The organism is Bradyrhizobium sp. USDA 3650, assembly GCF_054057395.1.
On record NZ_JBSRZG010000001.1, the window covers coordinates 2,123,908 to 2,139,588 of the forward strand.

The following is a 15,681-nucleotide window of genomic DNA, read 5'->3' on the forward strand; positions in this document are numbered from 1 at the left end:
TTCTCCGGAACGTTCCCGCGAATGCGCCGTTTAGATTTGCATTCCTTTGGAGGAGGACATCATGAAGAAGATTGGTTATGTGCTTGCCGCTGTCGGCGCGCTCGCTGTTGCAATGCCGACGCTCGCCAGCGCGGAGACGGTGGTGATCAAGCGCGGAGGTCATCATCACGGCATGTATGGCGCCCGCGCCGAATACGGCATGCATCGCGATCACGGCTGGCATCGCGGCTGGCGCCATCGCGACCGCGTCGTCGTGATCAAGCGTGGTCACCGTCATCATTGGGACTAATGCGCAACGCAATATGGAAATGGCCCCTCACGGGGCCATTTCTTTGCGTGTACGATACGTTCCGCGAGGTCAGTCCCATGCCGGCGCGAAACCGGGATTGACGCAGCGCCTGTCCTTCGGCAGCGCGGCGATCTTGTTGCGGTCGGCATCGTCGAGCGTGATCTTCAGCGCGTCGAGATTGGCCTGCTGACTCTCTCGCCGCGAGGCCTTCGGGATCGCGGCGACACCATCTTGGTCGAGCAGCCATTTCAGCGCGACCTGCGCGGCGCTTGCATTGTGCTTGGCGCCGATCTCGGCCAGCACCTCGTCTGACGCGATGCGTCCCTGCGCCAGCGGGCAATAGGCGACCAGCGGGATCGACTTGGCGTTCAGATAGGCCAGCACCTTCGATTGATCGAGCATGGCGTGGTATTCGATCTGATTGCATGCGATCGGCGCCTTGATGTCCTCGACCGCGATTTTGAGCAGCGCCGTGGTGAAATTGGCGACGCCGATCGCCCGCGTGCGCCCCTCCTCCTTCAGCTTCATCAAGGTCTCGAACACCGCGCCCCAGTTCGCCGCCTTGGAGGGCCAGTGCACGAGATAGAGATCGACATGGTCGAGCCTGAGCTTGGTCAAGCTGGTGTCGAAAGCGCGCCGGATGGCGTCGGGGCTGAGGTTCTCGTGCCAGACCTTTGTCGTGACGTGCAGCTCGCCCCGCGGCAGCCGGGCCGCGGCGAGCGCCGCACCAATTGATTCTTCGTTGCCGTACATCTCGGCCGTATCGATATGGCGATAGCCGATCGACAGCGCACTCTCAACCGCCGCGCGACAGGCATCGCCGTGCATGCGGAAGGTCCCGAGGCCGAGCTTGGGCATGCTGATGCCCTGTGTCTTGAGGTGATCCATGAAAAGGCTCCTGACATCGTTAGGCCCGCCGGAGGCCAGCAGCGATGCTGCGTGAGCAGACCCTTCGGGGATGGAAAAGAGGTGGCGGGAGCAGACAGCATAGCGCGGGGGGCGCAATGCGGCCAATCAAGATCGGGTTAGCTCCCCCTTAGGAATGCTGCGCCACCACGGCTGGACGCGCCTGCGGCTGCGGCTCGATATCGACCGACCAGAGGTCCCGGTTGTCGACGTCCTTCAGCGTCACTGTCATCACGCCGGTCCGGCCATCGATATCGACCTTGCCGAAGAACTGCAGTCCGAAACAGGGCGCGAGGTTTTCGCCCTGCGCCTCGCTGCACCCGTTCTGGTACATCGCTGCCGGACCAAAGGTATTGTCGAGCTCGCCCGGGCCCCAGGTCCCGGCGTGCAAGGGCCCCGAGACGAATTCCCAGAACGGTTCGAACTCCTGGAATTGCGCCCTGTTCGGATCGTAATGGTGCGCGGCGGTGTAGTGCATGTCGGCGGTGAGCCAGACGATGTTGCGGATTCCGGCGCGCTTGATCGACGCGAGAAGATCGGCGATCTCGTGCTCCCGCCGGTCGGGCGGCCCATTGCCGAGCGCGACCGCATCGAGACTGACCAGCCCGATCGGCAGATCGGCCGCAATCACCTTCCAGGTCGCGCGCGAGGCCGCGAGCTCACGCTTCAGCCAGGCGAGCTGTTCGGTGCCCAAGATCCAACCGCGGTGATCGTCGCCCTTGTTCCAGCTATCGTCGCGATAGCTGCGCATGTCGATCATGAAGACGTCGAGCGGCGGACCGTAGGCGATCTTGCGATAGACCCGTCCCATTCGCGCGCCGATGTCGCGGATCGGCATGAAGTCGAAGAAGGCGCGGCGGGCGCGCGCGACCAGGCGGGGGGTGCCGTCATCCCCATGGCCGGCTCCGTCATAGCTGCCGGTCGGCGACCAATCGTTGGTGACCTCGTGGTCGTCCCACTGTGCGAACATCGGCACCTCGGCGTGGAAGGCGCGGAAATGCTCGTCGAGATGGTTGTATTTGTAATTGCCGCGGAACTGCGCCAGCGTGTGCGCGACCTCGGATTTCTCCTCGGTCACGACATTGCGCCAGATCTCGCCGTTCGGCAGCTTCTGCTCGGAGGGAATCGTGCAGTCGGCGTAAATGTGATCGCCGGAGTGGATGAAGAAGTCGGGGCGATTGTCGAGCATGGTGCGATAGCTGCGGTAGCCGCCCCGCGATGTGTCGATGCCCCAGCCCTGCCCGGCGGTATCGCCGGACCACAGGAACGAGATCGACCGGCCGGCAGCCGGCGCAGTGCGGAAATGGCCGATGCGGCTTTCGCCGGCGATGCCGGTCGCGATGTCGTCGAAGCGCACACGATAGAAGATGTCCTGCCCGGGAGGCAGATCGTCCAGTAGCAGCTTTGAGGTGAAATCGGCATCGGGCGACGCATCGCGCGAAGCCGACGCGATGACGGTCTTGAAGCTTTCCATGGTCGAATAATCCACCTGCATCCGCGCGGCCCGATCGGCGCGCGCCCAGATCACGGCGGAGCCATCCGAGATGTCGCCGGACTGGATGCCGCCTGCGATCTGCGGACGATCCGCGGCGCGGCTGAGATGCGGCGTTGCGAGCGCGGCAACGGCGAGGCTCGAGGTGGAACGGACCAGGAATTGCCGCCGGGTCCAGGCGCGCGAGGCGCGGAGCGCTACCATTCAGGAAACCTTCGTCGACTAGCGACGGAAGGTGCCTGCGTCGTTTGACCCCCGGCTTACGGTTTCTTGACCGCGGGCCTACGGTTTTACGACGTGCGGATGACGGCTCGGAGCTGACCTAATGCTTCCAGTTGCAGATGCCGCCGTTGCGGCACGGCCAGGTCTGGATGCGGGTGTCCATCGCCTGCGCGTCGAGCGGATTGCCGTGGCGATGCGCGAGCTTGGTGCGTGCCGCGCCGCGCGGCTGCGTGGGCTTGGCGTGCGCAACCCTCGGCTCCGACACGCGCACGCGTTCGGCGGCGACCTTCTTCGGCACGTCGACCGGCTCGGCGCGCGCCTGCGCCTCGTTGCCGCCGCGCGCCTCCAGCGCGACCGGCGCGAACTGAGTTTCGGGCCCGAGCCGCTTCGGCGACAACACCGCCTTCGAAAGATCGAGGCCGAGATATTCGTCGGGCTTGTAGTCGTCAGCGCGCGCGACGCCGCCCCATGCGAGCACGAGGGCAACGGCAATTGCAAAAGGAGCGCTCTTTGGAATCACGGACGCCTCCTGAAATTGATTGTTAAGAGGTAATTTACCTCTATCTAGGAGGCGTCGCGCGCAATTCCAGCGGTCAACTGCCGCCGTGGTTAAGAAGTTTGGCGGTGTCAGGCGACCTTTCGCGGTGCACCCGTCCCTTCAAGAAACCCCATCAGACGGGTACGGATGATGGTTTCCGCCTCAGCCATGATCCTGTCGACAAGTTCCTTGCAGGTGGGGATGTCGTGGATGAGGCCTGCGACCATGCCGCAGCTCCAGGCGCCCGCGTCCATCTGCCCATCCAGCATGATCCTGGGATAGACGCCCGCGACCTGGTCGTGGATGTCGTCGATCTTCAGCTTGTCGCCCTTCTCGCGTTCGATCTCAAGCAGGCGGTCGACATTGGCGTTCTTCAGCACGCGCTCGGTGTTGCGCAGGCTCCGCATGATCAGGCGGGTGTCGAGCTCGGTCGCCGTGACCAGCGCATTCTTGACGTTCTGATGCACCGGGGCTTCCTTGGTGGCGATGAAGCGCGTGCCCATGTTCATGCCGGCCGCCCCCAGCGACAGCGCCGCGACGAGGCTGCGGCCGTCGGCCATGCCGCCGGACGCGACGAACGGGATCTTCAATTCCTCCGCCGCGCGCGGCAGCAAAATCATGTTGGGAATGTCGTCCTCGCCGGGATGGCCGCCGCACTCAAAACCATCGACGCTGACGGCGTCGCATCCGATGCGCTCGGCTTTCAGGGAATGGCGCACCGAGGTGCATTTGTGGATGACCTTGATCCCGGCGGCCTTCAGCGCGGGCATGTAGGCTTCCGGGCTGCGGCCCGCGGTCTCCACGGACTTGATGCCGCCTTCGACGATGGCGGCGATGTATTCCGGATAAGGCGGCGCGGCGAAGGTCGGCAGGAAGGTGAGGTTCACGCCGAACGGCTTGTCGGTCATATCGCGGCAGCGTGCGATCTCTTTTGCCAGCAGCTCCGGCGTCTTCTGCGTGAGACCGGTGATGATGCCGAGCCCGCCGGCATTGGAGACGGCAGCCGCCAGCTCGGCAAAGCCGACGAAATGCATGCCGCCCTGGATGATGGGGTGCTCGATGCCGAACAGTTCGGTGATCGCGGTCTTCACTTAAATTACCTCCCGGGCTTTTGCTTGACGTTCGGACCAGTCTAGCCGGACTTTTGCGCCGCGGTCACCCTTTCTCTCCGAACGGTCGTTGGCTCAATGCCCCCGCGCAGGGGCGCCCAGCTTGATCGGGCGCAGCACCGCGGCAGTCGGGATCATCAGCACCGCGATAATCGCGAGCGTCCAGAACACGTCGATATAGGCGAGCAAATCGACCTGGTGCTGCAAGGTGCGGCCGACCCAGGCGACCGCCTGCGAGGCCGCATCGCTCGCGTTCGAGCCTTGGGCCTGGAAGAAGCGGGTCATCGTCTCGATGGTCTGCTGGTAGCCGATATCCGATGGCGCGGCGTGCTCGATCAGGCGGCTCTGGTGGAATTGCTGGCGCTGCGCCAGAATTGTCTGCGCCAGTGCGACACCCATGGAGCCGCCGATATTGCGGGCGACGTTGATTAGCGCCGAGGCCTGGTTGGTCTTGTCCGGCGGCACGCCGTCATAGGACGCGGTCGTGACCGGCAGGAACAGGAAAGGCAGACCGAGCGCGAGGAAGATGCGCGACATCGCGGCATAACCGTAGGTGATGTCGCCGGTGAGGCCCGTGAGATGCCACATCGAGAACGCGACGATGGTGGCACCAAACATGATGAGGTATTTCGGCTGCACGCTGCTGACGAGACGGCCCACCACCGGCATCAGCACCAGGGTCGCGATTCCGCCCGGTGACAGTGCGAGACCCGCCAGCATCGCGGTGTAGTTCAAATCGCTCTGGAGCAGCTGCGGCAAAAGCTGCGTCGTCGAGATCAGCACCGCGCCGGTCGCCAGCATGACCAGGAAGCAGGCGGCGAACTGGCGGCGGCCGAGCAGGCGGAGATCGACGATGGGATCCTCGCGCGTCAGCTCCCACGGGATCAGCGCAAGCAGTGACACGGCCGAAAGCACCGCAAAGAACACGATCACGTTCGAGCCGAACCAGTCGCTGCGCTGGCCCTCGTCGAGCACGTATTCGAGCGAGCCGAGCCCGATCGCGACCAGCAGGAAGCCGACATAGTCGACCCGCAGGCCCTTGCTCAGCAGCTTCTCCCTCTCCTCCTCCGCGCCCGACGGCTCCTTGACCAGCGTGCCGACCAGGAACAGCGACAGCATTCCCATGGGGACGTTGATCAGGAACACCCAGTGCCAGGTATAGGTGTCGGTGATCCAGCCGCCGAGCGTCGGACCGACCACGGGCGCGACCACGACGGCAACGCCATAGATCGCGAAAGCCTGGCCACGCTTGTGCGGCGGGAAGGAGTCGGCGAGGATCGCCTGCTCGCTGGTCGCCATGCCGCCGCCGCCAAGGCCCTGAAGTATGCGGAACAGCACCAACGCCTGCAAATTCCAGGCAAAGCCGCACAAAAGCGAGGAGACCGTGAAGATCGCAACGCAGATCATGTAGAAGCGCTTGCGGCCGATCACCGTCGACAGCCAGCCCGAGATCGACAGCACGATGGCGTTGGCGACGAGATAGCTGGTGATGACGTAGGTGCTCTCGTCGATGCCGACGGCAAGCCCACCGGCGATGTGACGCAAGGCGACGTTGGCAATGGTGGTGTCGAGCACCTCCATGAAGGTCGCGATCGAGACGACGAACGCGATGAGATAGGGATTGTGACCAACCCGCTGCCGAGCGCTCCGGCGACCAGCCGCCCGCGGACGCGCCGCCTTGCGTCGTGTCCGTCATCGCACCCTGGTCCAGGGCACGACCGACATGCCGGGACCGACGGGCAGATCGGCCGGCCAGCTGTCGACCACGATCTTCACCGGCACGCGCTGCACTACCTTGACGTAATTGCCAGTGGCGTTCTCTGCCGGCAGCAGGCTGAACGCGGTGCCGGAGCCCGGCTGCACGGACTCGACATGGCCGGTGAGCTTGCGCCCGGGATAGGCGTCGATGCGGATTTCGACCGGCTGGCCCGGCCGCATGTCGTTGAGTTGCGTCTCCTTGTAGTTGGCGACGATCCAGACCTCGTCAGGCACGAACATCATCAGGCTCTGGCCCGCGTTGACGAAGGTGCCCTTGGCGCCGCTGAGCTTGACGACGCGACCGGACTGCGCCGCAACGACGCTGGTATATTGCAGGTTCAGCTTGGCCTGATCGAGCTGCGCCTGCGACTGCTCGAGCTGCGCCCGGGCGCCCTCGAGCTGCGCTTGCAGCGTCTTGATGCCGACTTGCGCGGCCGTCACCGCGGTCTTCGCGCGCTCGGTGTTGGCCTGCTGCGCCTGAAGATCGGAGCGGGTCTGCTGCTGGCGCTGCACGGTGCCGGCGCCCTTCTCGACCAGATCCTGGGCGCGCGCGAATTCTTCCTGCGAGAACTGGAGCTGGGCCTGGGCCTGTTCGAGCTGCGCCTCCGCCTGCTTGATCTGCTCCTGCTGCGAAACGATCTGCGCCTCGACATTGGCGATGTTCGCCCTGGCGACTGCGACCTGCGCATTGGCCTGATCGATGGCGATGCGATAGTCGCGCTCGTCGATCTTGGCGAGAAGGTCCCCGGCGTTGACATGCTGGTTGTCCGTGACCGGGATGTCGGTCACGTAGCCCCCGACCTTGGAGGCCACGGAAAAGCTGCGCGCGGCGACGAAGGCATCGTCGGTGGATTCATAGTGGCGTACCTGGAGCCAGTAGAGCAATCCGCCGATCAGGGCCGCGAGCAAGACGATCGTGGCAACGGTTGCCAGCAACCAATGCTCGCGAATCCGCTCTCGCAGCGACGGCGCCTTCGCCGGCTTCTGGTCCTCGGCGTCACGGGGCTGATCGGGAGAGGTCTTTGGAGCTTCCTTCGCCCTCTGCGGCTGCTCCGCGGACGGCCCACGCTCCCGGGTCTGAGCATCCACGGTGAACACCTTTCTCGGGGATCAAACTGACGGCAGAGCCGCCAAAAGCCGCTCACGCGCCGCGAGCCCAACTGCAACTCCTGATCATGGTTCCGCTTGTTGCGAGCACCATCGCGTTCGTGAACGCCCTGCCCAAAATAGAAGCGCGGCACAGTGGGTGCCGCGCTCGCCTCGACGTCTCATGGGAACGGCACCTCGTCTCAGTGCGTCTTCGTCGCGTGCCATTTCTCGAGATCGGGCTTCACCTCGTCCGATCCCTGCTCTTTTTCCGGAGTGCCCTTCCAGGGCTTGTCCGTCTGTTTGTGCGAACCCCAGTCGCTCTGCTGCCTGGGATCGTCGTTAGGCGGTTCCTCGCTCATCGAGCTTCCTTTCGGTGGAAACGCTTACGCGAAGGGGACGCCGTAATAGGAGTTGATGCCGCGAACCGCGGCGTCATCACCCCAGTTCCAATCACTCCGTTCGCCGTATTTCGGCGCGCCTTCCAGTTCCTTGGTGGTGATGCCCGTGACGTAACCGCCGAGCTCCGTGTCGTATTTCAGCGACTGCCACGGCAGCGGATAGTGGTCGTTGCCGAGGCCCAGAAATCCGCCGAAGCCGAGCACGGCGTAAGACACCTTGCCGCTGATCTTGTCGATCATCACGCGTTCGATCGAGCCGATTTTGTTGCGATCGGCGCCGTAGACCGATGTTCCCTCGACCTTGTCGCTGCCGATCAACCGACCCATTTCGTCCTGGTCCAGTTCGCCCTGATTCAACATCTCAATTCTCCACTCAGCCAGTGTGGAGACAACCCGAAGACGTGCGCGATCGTTCCGGCATGTTCCGTCAGACTTGAGGAACATCGCCGGAAACGGGCGGTTCTCTCAACTTCAAATCCCGGAAACCAAATGCCGGAAAGCGAAGGGCCGCCCTCGATGTCCCAGACCGTCTCCGACTTCATCGTTCAACGCCTGCATCAATGGGGCGTGCGCCACCTCTTTGGCTATCCCGGCGACGGCATCAACGGCGTATTCGGCGCCCTTCAGCGCGCTGAGGGCAAGATCGGCTTTGTCCAGGCGCGGCATGAGGAGATGGCCGCTTTCATGGCGTCGGCCTATGCGAAGTTCTCTGGCCAGGTCGGAGTCTGCATCGCAACTTCGGGCCCCGGCGCCTCGCATCTGATCACCGGGCTCTACGATGCCCTGCTCGATCACCAGCCGGTGCTCGCGATCGTCGGTCAGCAGGCACGCAATGCACTGGGCGGACATTATCAGCAGGAACTCGATCTGGTCTCGATGTTCAAGGACGTGGCTGGCGCCTATGTCATGCAGGCATCCTCGCCGGCGCAGATCCGGCATCTGATCGATCGGTCGATCCGGATCGCGCTGGCCCGGCGGACGCCAACGGTGATCATCCTGCCCAACGATATCCAGGAGGCGCCCTACGAGGATCCGCCGCGCGCTCATGGCACTCTGCACTCCGGCATCGGCTATAGCGCGCCAAGCATCAAGCCTCGTGACGCTGACCTCGACCGTGCCGCCGAGGTACTCAACGCCGGAAAGAAGGTCGCGATGCTCGTCGGCGCCGGCGCGCTCCACGCCACCGAGGAGGTGATCGCGGTCGCCGACCGCTTGTCCGCCGGCTGCGCCAAGGCGCTGCTCGGCAAGGCGGTGCTCCCTGACGATCTCCCCTGGGTCACCGGCTCGATCGGCCTGCTCGGCACCGAGCCCAGCTACAACCTGATGATGGAATGCGACACGCTGCTGATGGTCGGCTCCGGGTTTCCGTATTCCGAGTTCTTGCCGAAGGAAGGCGCGGCGCGCGGCGTGCAGATCGACATCGACGCCAGCATGATGTCGATCCGCTTTCCCATGGAGGTCGGCCTGGTCGGCGATGCCGCCGAGACGCTGCGCGCCCTGCTGCCGCGGCTCGCACCTAAGACCGACGGCGCCTGGCGCCAGGGTATCCAGGACGACGTCGCGAAATGGTGGAAGACGCTGGATGATCGGGCACATCAACCGGCCGCACCGGTCAATCCGCAGCTCGTCGCCTGGGAGCTGTCTCCCCGCCTGCCCGACCGTGCCATTATCACCAGCGATTCCGGCTCCTGCGCCAACTGGTTCGCGCGCGACCTGAAGATACGCCGCGGCATGACGGCCTCGCTCTCAGGCGGCCTCGCCTCGATGGGTGCCGCGGTGCCCTATGCGCTTGCCGCGAAATACGCCCATTCCGATCGCCCGGTGATTGCCCTCGTCGGCGACGGCGCGATGCAGATGAACAACATGGCCGAGCTGATCACCGCCGCGAAATATTGGCGCAACTGGAAGGATCCACGCTTCATCGTCTGCGTCTTCAACAACGAAGACCTCAACCAGGTGACGTGGGAGCAGCGCATCATCAACGGCGATCCGAAATTCGAGGCATCGCAGCGCATCCCGAACGTGTCCTATTCGCGCTTTGCCGAGCTGATCGGCCTCTCCGGCATCTATGTGGACAGCCCGCAGCTACTAGGCTCGGCTTGGGACCAGGCGCTGGCGAGCGAGATGCCGGTGGTGCTGGAGGTGAAGACCGACCCCGAAGTGCCGCCGCTGCCGCCGCACATCACCTTGCAGCAGGCGAAGAACTTCTCTCTTGCGCTGCTGAAGGGCGATCCCAACGAGAGCGGAATGATCAAGGGGGCGGCGCGACAGGTGCTCGAAAAGATCCTGCCTGGAAATGAATGAGGTGAAGCATGAGCGATTTCCGCGATATCCAGCACGGCGTCAACGATCCCGTGGATGGCCTCGACGTGAAGCGGAAGGTCGATGACAAACGTACGCCGCATGAACGGGCGCAGCATCATGCCGACGTGCGCGCCGAGGCGTCGGCAACGTCCGCCGAGCCCTTCCTGCCCGAACGGCTGCGGCGCAAGGCGACCGATCCAATCAATCCCCGTAGTGGCAGGAAACCGACGGACTGACCATTTGGAACCTCGGCCTATGGTGGGGGTTAGTCGGCGCAACATTCGCGCGGCACCCTGCCGCGCGACAGCCGGAGGGACCGGACCATGAAACGTACCATCATCGCAGCTGCCTGCGTGCTTCTCGCAGGCCCCGCACTCGCCCAGTCGCTCGGGGAAAAAACCGGCGTCAACTCGGCGCTCGGCGTCGCGCCTGCCACCGCCGACTTCGTCAAGGAAGTCGCCATCAGCGATATGTTCGAAATCGAGTCGAGCAAGCTCGCCGAGCAGAAGGGCAACGCGCAGGAAAAGACTTTTGCGCAACAGATGGTGACCGACCACACCAAGACCAGCAGCGAACTGAAGGGCTTGGTCAGCGGCGGCAAGGTGCAGGCGACCCTGCCGACAGCGCTCGACAGCTCGCACCAGAGCAAGCTCGACAAGCTCAAGAGCGCGAATGGCAAGGACTTCAGCTCGGATTACAATTCGTACCAGGTCAGCGCCCATGAGGACGCGGTCTCGCTGTTCGAGCGTTACGCCAAGGGCGGCGACAATTCCGACCTGAAGGATTGGGCCGGCAAGACGCTGCCCGCGCTCAAACACCATCTCGACATGGCCAAGGAGCTCGGCAAGGCACCGAGCGTCGGCCAGACCAAGTAAACTTGTTTCAAGTAAACTTTGTTTGAGGACGCCGGACCTTCCGGCGTCCTCTCGTCTAGCAACGATGCCTCGCGCCGCGCATTGGCGTTCGCAAAAGCGCGGAGCCCCCCATGACGTATCAAGACAAGACTTCACTTTCCCGCCGGCACGTCGTCCAAGCGGCGAGCGCAACGCTTGCTGCTGCTTCGCTGGCCTCTTCGACAGCGAAAGGAGACGCGTCCATGGCTGAGCAGAAACTCGTCGATCCCGTCAGCCGCTTTCCAAAGCCGCCGTTCAAGAAGCAGTCGCAGCCCTGGCCTGGCCTCGCCGGCAAGATGGAGCCGCCCCCGGATCACGGCGAGACCAGCTACAAGGGCTCCGGCCGGCTCGCCGGACGCAAGGCGTTGATCACCGGTGGCGATTCCGGCATGGGCCGCGCCGCTGCGATAGCCTACGCGCGCGAAGGCGCCGACGTCGCCATCAACTATCTGCCGGCGGAAGAGCCCGATGCGCAGGACGTCATCGCGCTGATCAAGAAGGAAGGGCGTACCGGGCTTGCGATTCCTGGCGACCTCAAGGATGAGGCTTTCTGCAAGAAGCTGGTCGAGCAGGCCGTCCAAGGTCTCGGCGGACTCGATATCGTTGTCTGCAACGCGGCGCGGCAGCAGACACGTGCGTCCATTCTCGACGTCTCCTCGGAAGATTTCGATGCGACCATGAAGACCAACATCTATGCGCCGTTCTGGATCATCAAGGCGGCGCTGCCGCATTTGAAGCCCGGCTCGTCCATCATCGGCACGACGTCGGAGCAGGCGTACGATCCCTCCCCCGATCTCTACGATTATGCGCAGACCAAGGCGGCGACGATGAATTACGTCAAGTCGCTGGCGAAGCAGCTCGCCTCGAAGGGCATCCGCGTCAACGGCGTCGCCCCGGGACCGATCTGGACTCCGCTCCAGGTCTCCGGCGGCGCCACCATGGAGAAGCTCGAAAAATTCGGCGGCATGACGCCGCTCGGCCGTCCCGGCCAGCCCGCCGAACTGGCCTCGATTTACGTGCAGCTTGCCGCGGCCGACGCGAGCTATGCGACCGGCCAGGTCTATGGGTCCGCTGGTGGGTCGGGACAGCCGTAGTCACGCGAGTTGGTCTTGGCTGCAGGCTGATGTCTCGAGGCAGAGCCAGGAACCTTCTTTGTGTCCAGGCTTTACAAAACTGTCATAAAGGACATCACGCTTGCAGACCGATGGCATTGGTAGAGGTCAAACCCAGCCGGATCGACACCGCGATCGCGGATACGATCGCTGATCACACCAATTCAGGCGTCGAGCACACGGCGCAGACGTTAACCTGGGCCGCCGACGAGCACGTGCTGCTCGCGCTGGCCGCACTAGGCTGGCTCTATACTCAGATTCGGCAGCCGCAACAGCGGCCCGTGGCAAACCACGTCCTCGCCGTGTCGCTCGCGACGGCCGTCCTGCCGCATGTCCTGAAATCCGTGTTCAATCAGACCAGGCCAGACCGGCTGACCATACGCGGGCACGGGCATGGAGTACCCGTTTCAGGACGGGCGCGCGACGCCTTCCCGTCCGGTCACGCGGTCCATATGGGCGCACTTGCCTCGGCGGCGGGGTTGCTGCCGAAGACGCCGCGCCGATTGCTGCGCACGGCCGCGATCGCGCTGTCGCTGACACGGATTGCGGTGCTCGCACACTGGGCAAGCGACGTGATCGCAGGCTTTGCGCTTGGCGCGGCCGTCGAGAGACTCTTGCGGCCATGGACACTGACGCAATCGTTTCGCAAGCAGATCAATTGGCGGAAACGGCCGTGACCGAATATGTCGTGCGCTTCATCGCCGGTGGCATCATCGTCTCCGCTTTTGCGATCTTAGGCGATATGCTCAAACCCAAGAGCTTTGCGGGGTTGCTCGGCGCAGCGCCGTCGGTTGCGCTGGCCACGCTCGGCATCGCCGTCGTCCAGCACGGCCCGCAATATGCCGCGGCCGAAAGCTGGACCATGATCTACGGCGCGGTCGCGCTCGGCTGCTACAGCGTCGTCGTCTGCCATCTGCTGATCAGATACCGTCTGTCCGCGCTGCCCGCGACCGTCCTCGCTGTTATCGTGTGGCTTGCAGTCGCCTTCGGCCTGCTCGCCGGCTTCGGAGGTGCGGCCTGATGCCGGTCAAGCTGTCGCTCTCCGCGCTGAAGCAGACACGCTGGTACGAATACGGCATTCGTTTCCTGCTCGGTGGCCTGGCGACCGTGCTCACGGGGGTTCTGGGAGCGCGCTTCGGTGTGTCCGTCGGCGGACTTTTCCTTGCGCTTCCCGCAATCTTCTGCGCCAGCGCAACGCTGGTCGAAAGCCATGAACGCCGCACCAAGGAGAAGGCCGGCCTCAGCGGCACGCGCCGCGGGCAAGAGGCCGCCGCGCTCGACGCGGCTGGCGCTGCCTGGGGAAGCATCGGTCTCCTGGCATTCGCCGCCGTCTTTCATTTCACCGTGGCCGCGAGCGTTCCGGGCGCTTTCGCTGCCGCGTTGATAGCCTGGGCCGTCGTTTCGGTATTGGCCTGGTGGCTCAGGCGCAAGCTGCGCATCGTCTCCCGCAAACCGCACCAATCAGCCCATTCGCTATCAGCAAAGGGCTCTCCCCTTACGAAGCGCTAGCCCGCTTTGGCATGCGTCGACGGCTGCAAACTCGGCGGTTGAAGGCCCGAACTGTTGGCCCAGCGCTCGACCTGCTCGATGACCTTCTGGTGGCTCGGGCGCACCGGCTTGGGTGCCTCGCTCTCGTCGATATGGTTACGCGGGAATCTGACTTCGTTCGTCATGACGTCTCTCCCATTTGCCGGGAGCATACACCTGCCCAAGAGCCTTTGCATCATATAACTTATTGATTTTGCTGTATTTTTTGGCTAACTTGGCGTCATAGAAGCATCTTATGGAACCGCGGTGGAATGAGTTCGTTGAGTAAACTACTCAACTTGCTCATTTGGATGATTGATCATGAACGACCTTCGCGCCGAGCGGCTCCAGGTCATGCTGTCACCGGAAGAACTGGCCGCGGTGGACGACTTTCGGTTCAAACATCGCATGCCGACGCGAGCCGCGGCTGTGCGCGAGCTCCTCAAGCTCGGACTGGCCACCGCCGCTGTCGATGCAGGGCCTAATGTCAAATCGAGCCGGTTCGGAGTTTTCGGCCGCGGCCCGGACGGCCACACGCAACCCCATCCGCAGGGCGATGCCGAGGATTAGTCCAGCCTGATGCTCAAGCAAACGGCCCCGGCACGGGTGCCGGGGCCGTCCTTGGAGATTACTTCCGGATCACCGGGGGCATGACAACCGGAAGCAATCCCTCGACTCTTTACGTGCGAATTCGTTCCTGATGGAATTAGCCGCTCGGCGCGTCGCCGGAATCATCCGGCGCCATGCCGGAGCCGGGCGTCTTGCTGTTGTCATTCAGCTTGGGATCGCGCGTGGCCTCGCGAGAGGGCGAGCCCTTTGGCTCCGACTTGTGCACGGTCTGCGCACGCTGCTTGTCCCGCGGCTGCTGTTCACCGCGCTGATCTCTGATGATGCCTTGGTCGGAATGGGCCATGATAGCTCTCGCCTCGTTGCTGTCTCGAAGCGCTTACGCGCCGGAGCGTCGAAGGTTCCGACCCGCGAGATCAGACCGCTAACTGTGCGCTGAGTGCACCGGGGCCGATGCATTTTCATGATGCACCTGCCGCACCGTCGTCACCGTGGCGAACGCGACCGACACCCCAAAGGCGAGGATGAGCGAAAGAAGAGCCAGACGTGGAGCCATTGCAAAAACCTCCTGGAATAGGAAATCAACGCGATCGACTGTTACGAATGATCCTGCTTGCCGTCCGTGAGCAGTCTCACACGTAGATCCACGAAACGAGAGCGTTACGCATCCTGCTTTTGACGGATGCGGGCTGGAACGGGCGGGACCTCGCCGTCGAGCCAATCCTGCTCGTCGGCAAGTGCCGTCCACGCATTCGCCATGCGCAGAAAACGATTGTGTGACGGCTGTCCTTCGGCGCGCTCAGCGAGCTGGAGGCAGTTGTCGGCGTTATCCCTGAAGATCTCGGACTGTTTCATGAAGATGAATTGGGGACGGAACCGTCGCGTCGCAACCGCCCTTACCGGATGGTAACATCTGCGGAACTTTCGACTGCCGTCCGCCATTGGACATCCATGCGGATTCTTCTCGCGATAGTTTTGGCGTTCATCAGCACGGCAGCGCTTGCCGACAGCACAGGAGAGCGGCGGCCGGCCGGCCGCACGCCGACTGCAACGGAGACCATCAGCGACCTCTACAGCTTCAGCCGCTTCCAGCAGGGCCTGCTGGAGAGTACCGACCTGAAGGGCAATGCCGAGGTCAAGAACCTCGCCGCCCTGCGCGCCGAAGAAGCGGCCCGGCGCGACAAGGCCCTGAAGGGGATTCAGGAGGCGATCGGCACCGAACCGCGCGTCACCAAGACGACCCCGGCGAGCGCGAGCCTGGTCGAGCCCGAAACTTCGGACGGACCGACTTTCGTCAGAAGCTTCTATGCCGCGCAGATTCCCGAGTATGAATCGGTGATCGATCTGCTCGAGCGCTATCTGAAGGCGCCTGATAATGCCGCGCTTGCAGCCTTCGCGCGCGAGCAGCTCCCGATGTTGCGCTCGCAGGTCAAGGACGCCGAGCGCACCATGGCGGACAAGTAGGGCTGCCAAGCAA

General features: G+C 63.7%; 20 protein-coding genes and 1 pseudogene. 10 read left to right on the top strand and 11 right to left on the bottom strand.

From position 1 onward, the window contains the following. Positions 1-61: 61 nt before the first annotated feature. Positions 62-289: a hypothetical protein gene (locus ACVIN2_RS10060; RefSeq protein WP_026233110.1), complete on the top strand. Its 228-nt coding sequence runs from the start codon at positions 62-64 to the stop codon at positions 287-289. A 69-nt stretch (positions 290-358) separates the two neighbouring features. On the opposite strand, the gene ACVIN2_RS10065 is transcribed toward ACVIN2_RS10060, so the two are convergent. The 8 genes and pseudogenes from ACVIN2_RS10065 to ACVIN2_RS10100 form a co-directional block, all read right to left on the bottom strand. Next, the gene (locus ACVIN2_RS10065; protein ID WP_456765493.1) at positions 359-1,177 is read right to left on the bottom strand and encodes an aldo/keto reductase; all 819 of its coding nucleotides are present in this window, start codon (positions 1,175-1,177) and stop codon (positions 359-361) included. Positions 1,178-1,325: 148 nt separating this feature from the next. Further along, on the bottom strand, positions 1,326-2,891 hold the full coding sequence (locus tag ACVIN2_RS10070) for an alkaline phosphatase D family protein (protein WP_456765494.1): 1,566 nt from the start codon (positions 2,889-2,891) through the stop codon (positions 1,326-1,328). A gap of 118 nt (positions 2,892-3,009) precedes the next feature. Then, positions 3,010-3,429, bottom strand: coding sequence for a hypothetical protein (locus ACVIN2_RS10075; protein ID WP_456765495.1), 420 nt, complete (start codon positions 3,427-3,429; stop codon positions 3,010-3,012). Positions 3,430-3,536: 107 nt separating this feature from the next. Next, complete coding sequence (locus ACVIN2_RS10080) at positions 3,537-4,538, bottom strand: NAD(P)H-dependent flavin oxidoreductase (RefSeq protein WP_456765496.1); 1,002 nt, start codon at positions 4,536-4,538, stop codon at positions 3,537-3,539. Between the two features lie 93 nt (positions 4,539-4,631). Next, positions 4,632-6,252: pseudogene (locus ACVIN2_RS10085) on the bottom strand (DHA2 family efflux MFS transporter permease subunit). Further along, positions 6,249-7,403, bottom strand: coding sequence for an HlyD family secretion protein (locus ACVIN2_RS10090; RefSeq protein ID WP_456765497.1), 1,155 nt, complete (start codon positions 7,401-7,403; stop codon positions 6,249-6,251). The pseudogene ACVIN2_RS10085 and the gene ACVIN2_RS10090 overlap by 4 nt, the downstream one beginning before the upstream one ends. 200 nt (positions 7,404-7,603) lie before the next feature. Beyond that, positions 7,604-7,762 (bottom strand): hypothetical protein, encoded by a 159-nt coding sequence (locus tag ACVIN2_RS10095; protein ID WP_456765498.1) that lies wholly within the window; start codon positions 7,760-7,762, stop codon positions 7,604-7,606. Between the two features lie 24 nt (positions 7,763-7,786). Continuing rightward, positions 7,787-8,161 (bottom strand): PRC-barrel domain-containing protein, encoded by a 375-nt coding sequence (locus ACVIN2_RS10100; RefSeq protein WP_456765499.1) that lies wholly within the window; start codon positions 8,159-8,161, stop codon positions 7,787-7,789. Positions 8,162-8,317: 156 nt separating this feature from the next. On the opposite strand from ACVIN2_RS10100, the gene ACVIN2_RS10105 reads away from it, so the two are divergent. The 7 genes from ACVIN2_RS10105 (at position 8,318) to ACVIN2_RS10135 (ending at position 13,619) form a co-directional block, all read left to right on the top strand. After that, positions 8,318-10,105 (top strand): thiamine pyrophosphate-requiring protein, encoded by a 1,788-nt coding sequence (locus ACVIN2_RS10105; RefSeq protein WP_456769689.1) that lies wholly within the window; start codon positions 8,318-8,320, stop codon positions 10,103-10,105. A gap of 8 nt (positions 10,106-10,113) precedes the next feature. Next, positions 10,114-10,341, top strand: coding sequence for a hypothetical protein (locus tag ACVIN2_RS10110; RefSeq protein ID WP_456765500.1), 228 nt, complete (start codon positions 10,114-10,116; stop codon positions 10,339-10,341). A gap of 87 nt (positions 10,342-10,428) precedes the next feature. Continuing rightward, complete coding sequence (locus ACVIN2_RS10115) at positions 10,429-10,980, top strand: DUF4142 domain-containing protein (RefSeq protein WP_027516522.1); 552 nt, start codon at positions 10,429-10,431, stop codon at positions 10,978-10,980. 221 nt (positions 10,981-11,201) lie between these two features. Then, on the top strand, positions 11,202-12,092 hold the full coding sequence (locus ACVIN2_RS10120; RefSeq protein WP_456765501.1) for an SDR family oxidoreductase: 891 nt from the start codon (positions 11,202-11,204) through the stop codon (positions 12,090-12,092). A gap of 110 nt (positions 12,093-12,202) precedes the next feature. Further along, on the top strand, positions 12,203-12,787 hold the full coding sequence (locus ACVIN2_RS10125) for a phosphatase PAP2 family protein (RefSeq protein WP_456765502.1): 585 nt from the start codon (positions 12,203-12,205) through the stop codon (positions 12,785-12,787). Continuing rightward, positions 12,784-13,131: a DUF3147 family protein gene (locus ACVIN2_RS10130; protein WP_456765503.1), complete on the top strand. Its 348-nt coding sequence runs from the start codon at positions 12,784-12,786 to the stop codon at positions 13,129-13,131. Before ACVIN2_RS10125 ends, ACVIN2_RS10130 begins: the two co-directional genes overlap by 4 nt. Further along, positions 13,131-13,619, top strand: coding sequence for a DUF3147 family protein (locus ACVIN2_RS10135; protein ID WP_456765504.1), 489 nt, complete (start codon positions 13,131-13,133; stop codon positions 13,617-13,619). Before ACVIN2_RS10130 ends, ACVIN2_RS10135 begins: the two co-directional genes overlap by 1 nt. Here the strand turns inward: ACVIN2_RS10135 and ACVIN2_RS10140 are convergent. Continuing rightward, positions 13,616-13,783 carry a hypothetical protein gene (locus ACVIN2_RS10140; RefSeq protein ID WP_456765505.1) on the bottom strand — a complete coding sequence of 56 codons (168 nt, stop codon included), beginning with the start codon at positions 13,781-13,783 and terminating at the stop codon, positions 13,616-13,618. The genes ACVIN2_RS10135 and ACVIN2_RS10140 overlap by 4 nt on opposite strands. Positions 13,784-13,958: 175 nt before the next feature. Here ACVIN2_RS10140 and ACVIN2_RS10145 point away from each other — a divergent pair, with 175 nt between their 5' ends. Continuing rightward, positions 13,959-14,207, top strand: a complete 249-nt coding sequence (locus ACVIN2_RS10145) for a hypothetical protein (RefSeq protein ID WP_456765506.1) — start codon at positions 13,959-13,961, stop codon at positions 14,205-14,207. A gap of 136 nt (positions 14,208-14,343) precedes the next feature. Here ACVIN2_RS10145 and ACVIN2_RS10150 read toward each other — a convergent pair whose 3' ends face one another. Then, a complete protein-coding gene (locus ACVIN2_RS10150) occupies positions 14,344-14,550 on the bottom strand; it encodes a hypothetical protein (RefSeq protein ID WP_007594775.1) in 207 nt (68 codons plus the stop codon). Between the two features lie 314 nt (positions 14,551-14,864). Beyond that, positions 14,865-15,059 carry a hypothetical protein gene (locus ACVIN2_RS10155; protein ID WP_456765507.1) on the bottom strand — a complete coding sequence of 65 codons (195 nt, stop codon included), beginning with the start codon at positions 15,057-15,059 and terminating at the stop codon, positions 14,865-14,867. Positions 15,060-15,155: 96 nt separating this feature from the next. Between ACVIN2_RS10155 and ACVIN2_RS10160 the strand changes: the two genes are divergently transcribed. Then, positions 15,156-15,668, top strand: coding sequence for a DUF4142 domain-containing protein (locus ACVIN2_RS10160; protein WP_456765508.1), 513 nt, complete (start codon positions 15,156-15,158; stop codon positions 15,666-15,668). Positions 15,669-15,681: the final 13 nt, after the last annotated feature.

Bases quoted from the DNA above. Each gene is read 5' to 3' on its own strand.
- ACVIN2_RS10060 (WP_026233110.1), top strand. From the start codon at position 62: ATGAAGAAGATTGGTTATGTGCTTGCCGCTGTCGGCGCGCTCGCTGTT.
- ACVIN2_RS10065 (WP_456765493.1), bottom strand. From the start codon at position 1,177: ATGGATCACCTCAAGACACAGGGCATCAGCATGCCCAAGCTCGGCCTC.
- ACVIN2_RS10070 (WP_456765494.1), bottom strand. From the start codon at position 2,891: ATGGTAGCGCTCCGCGCCTCGCGCGCCTGGACCCGGCGGCAATTCCTG.
- ACVIN2_RS10095 (WP_456765498.1), bottom strand. From the start codon at position 7,762: ATGAGCGAGGAACCGCCTAACGACGATCCCAGGCAGCAGAGCGACTGG.
- ACVIN2_RS10100 (WP_456765499.1), bottom strand. From the start codon at position 8,161: ATGTTGAATCAGGGCGAACTGGACCAGGACGAAATGGGTCGGTTGATC.
- ACVIN2_RS10105 (WP_456769689.1), top strand. From the start codon at position 8,318: ATGTCCCAGACCGTCTCCGACTTCATCGTTCAACGCCTGCATCAATGG.
- ACVIN2_RS10110 (WP_456765500.1), top strand. From the start codon at position 10,114: ATGAGCGATTTCCGCGATATCCAGCACGGCGTCAACGATCCCGTGGAT.
- ACVIN2_RS10115 (WP_027516522.1), top strand. From the start codon at position 10,429: ATGAAACGTACCATCATCGCAGCTGCCTGCGTGCTTCTCGCAGGCCCC.
- ACVIN2_RS10120 (WP_456765501.1), top strand. From the start codon at position 11,202: ATGGCTGAGCAGAAACTCGTCGATCCCGTCAGCCGCTTTCCAAAGCCG.
- ACVIN2_RS10125 (WP_456765502.1), top strand. From the start codon at position 12,203: ATGGCATTGGTAGAGGTCAAACCCAGCCGGATCGACACCGCGATCGCG.
- ACVIN2_RS10135 (WP_456765504.1), top strand. From the start codon at position 13,131: ATGCCGGTCAAGCTGTCGCTCTCCGCGCTGAAGCAGACACGCTGGTAC.
- ACVIN2_RS10140 (WP_456765505.1), bottom strand. From the start codon at position 13,783: ATGACGAACGAAGTCAGATTCCCGCGTAACCATATCGACGAGAGCGAG.
- ACVIN2_RS10145 (WP_456765506.1), top strand. From the start codon at position 13,959: ATGAACGACCTTCGCGCCGAGCGGCTCCAGGTCATGCTGTCACCGGAA.
- ACVIN2_RS10150 (WP_007594775.1), bottom strand. From the start codon at position 14,550: ATGGCCCATTCCGACCAAGGCATCATCAGAGATCAGCGCGGTGAACAG.
- ACVIN2_RS10155 (WP_456765507.1), bottom strand. From the start codon at position 15,059: ATGAAACAGTCCGAGATCTTCAGGGATAACGCCGACAACTGCCTCCAG.
- ACVIN2_RS10160 (WP_456765508.1), top strand. From the start codon at position 15,156: ATGCGGATTCTTCTCGCGATAGTTTTGGCGTTCATCAGCACGGCAGCG.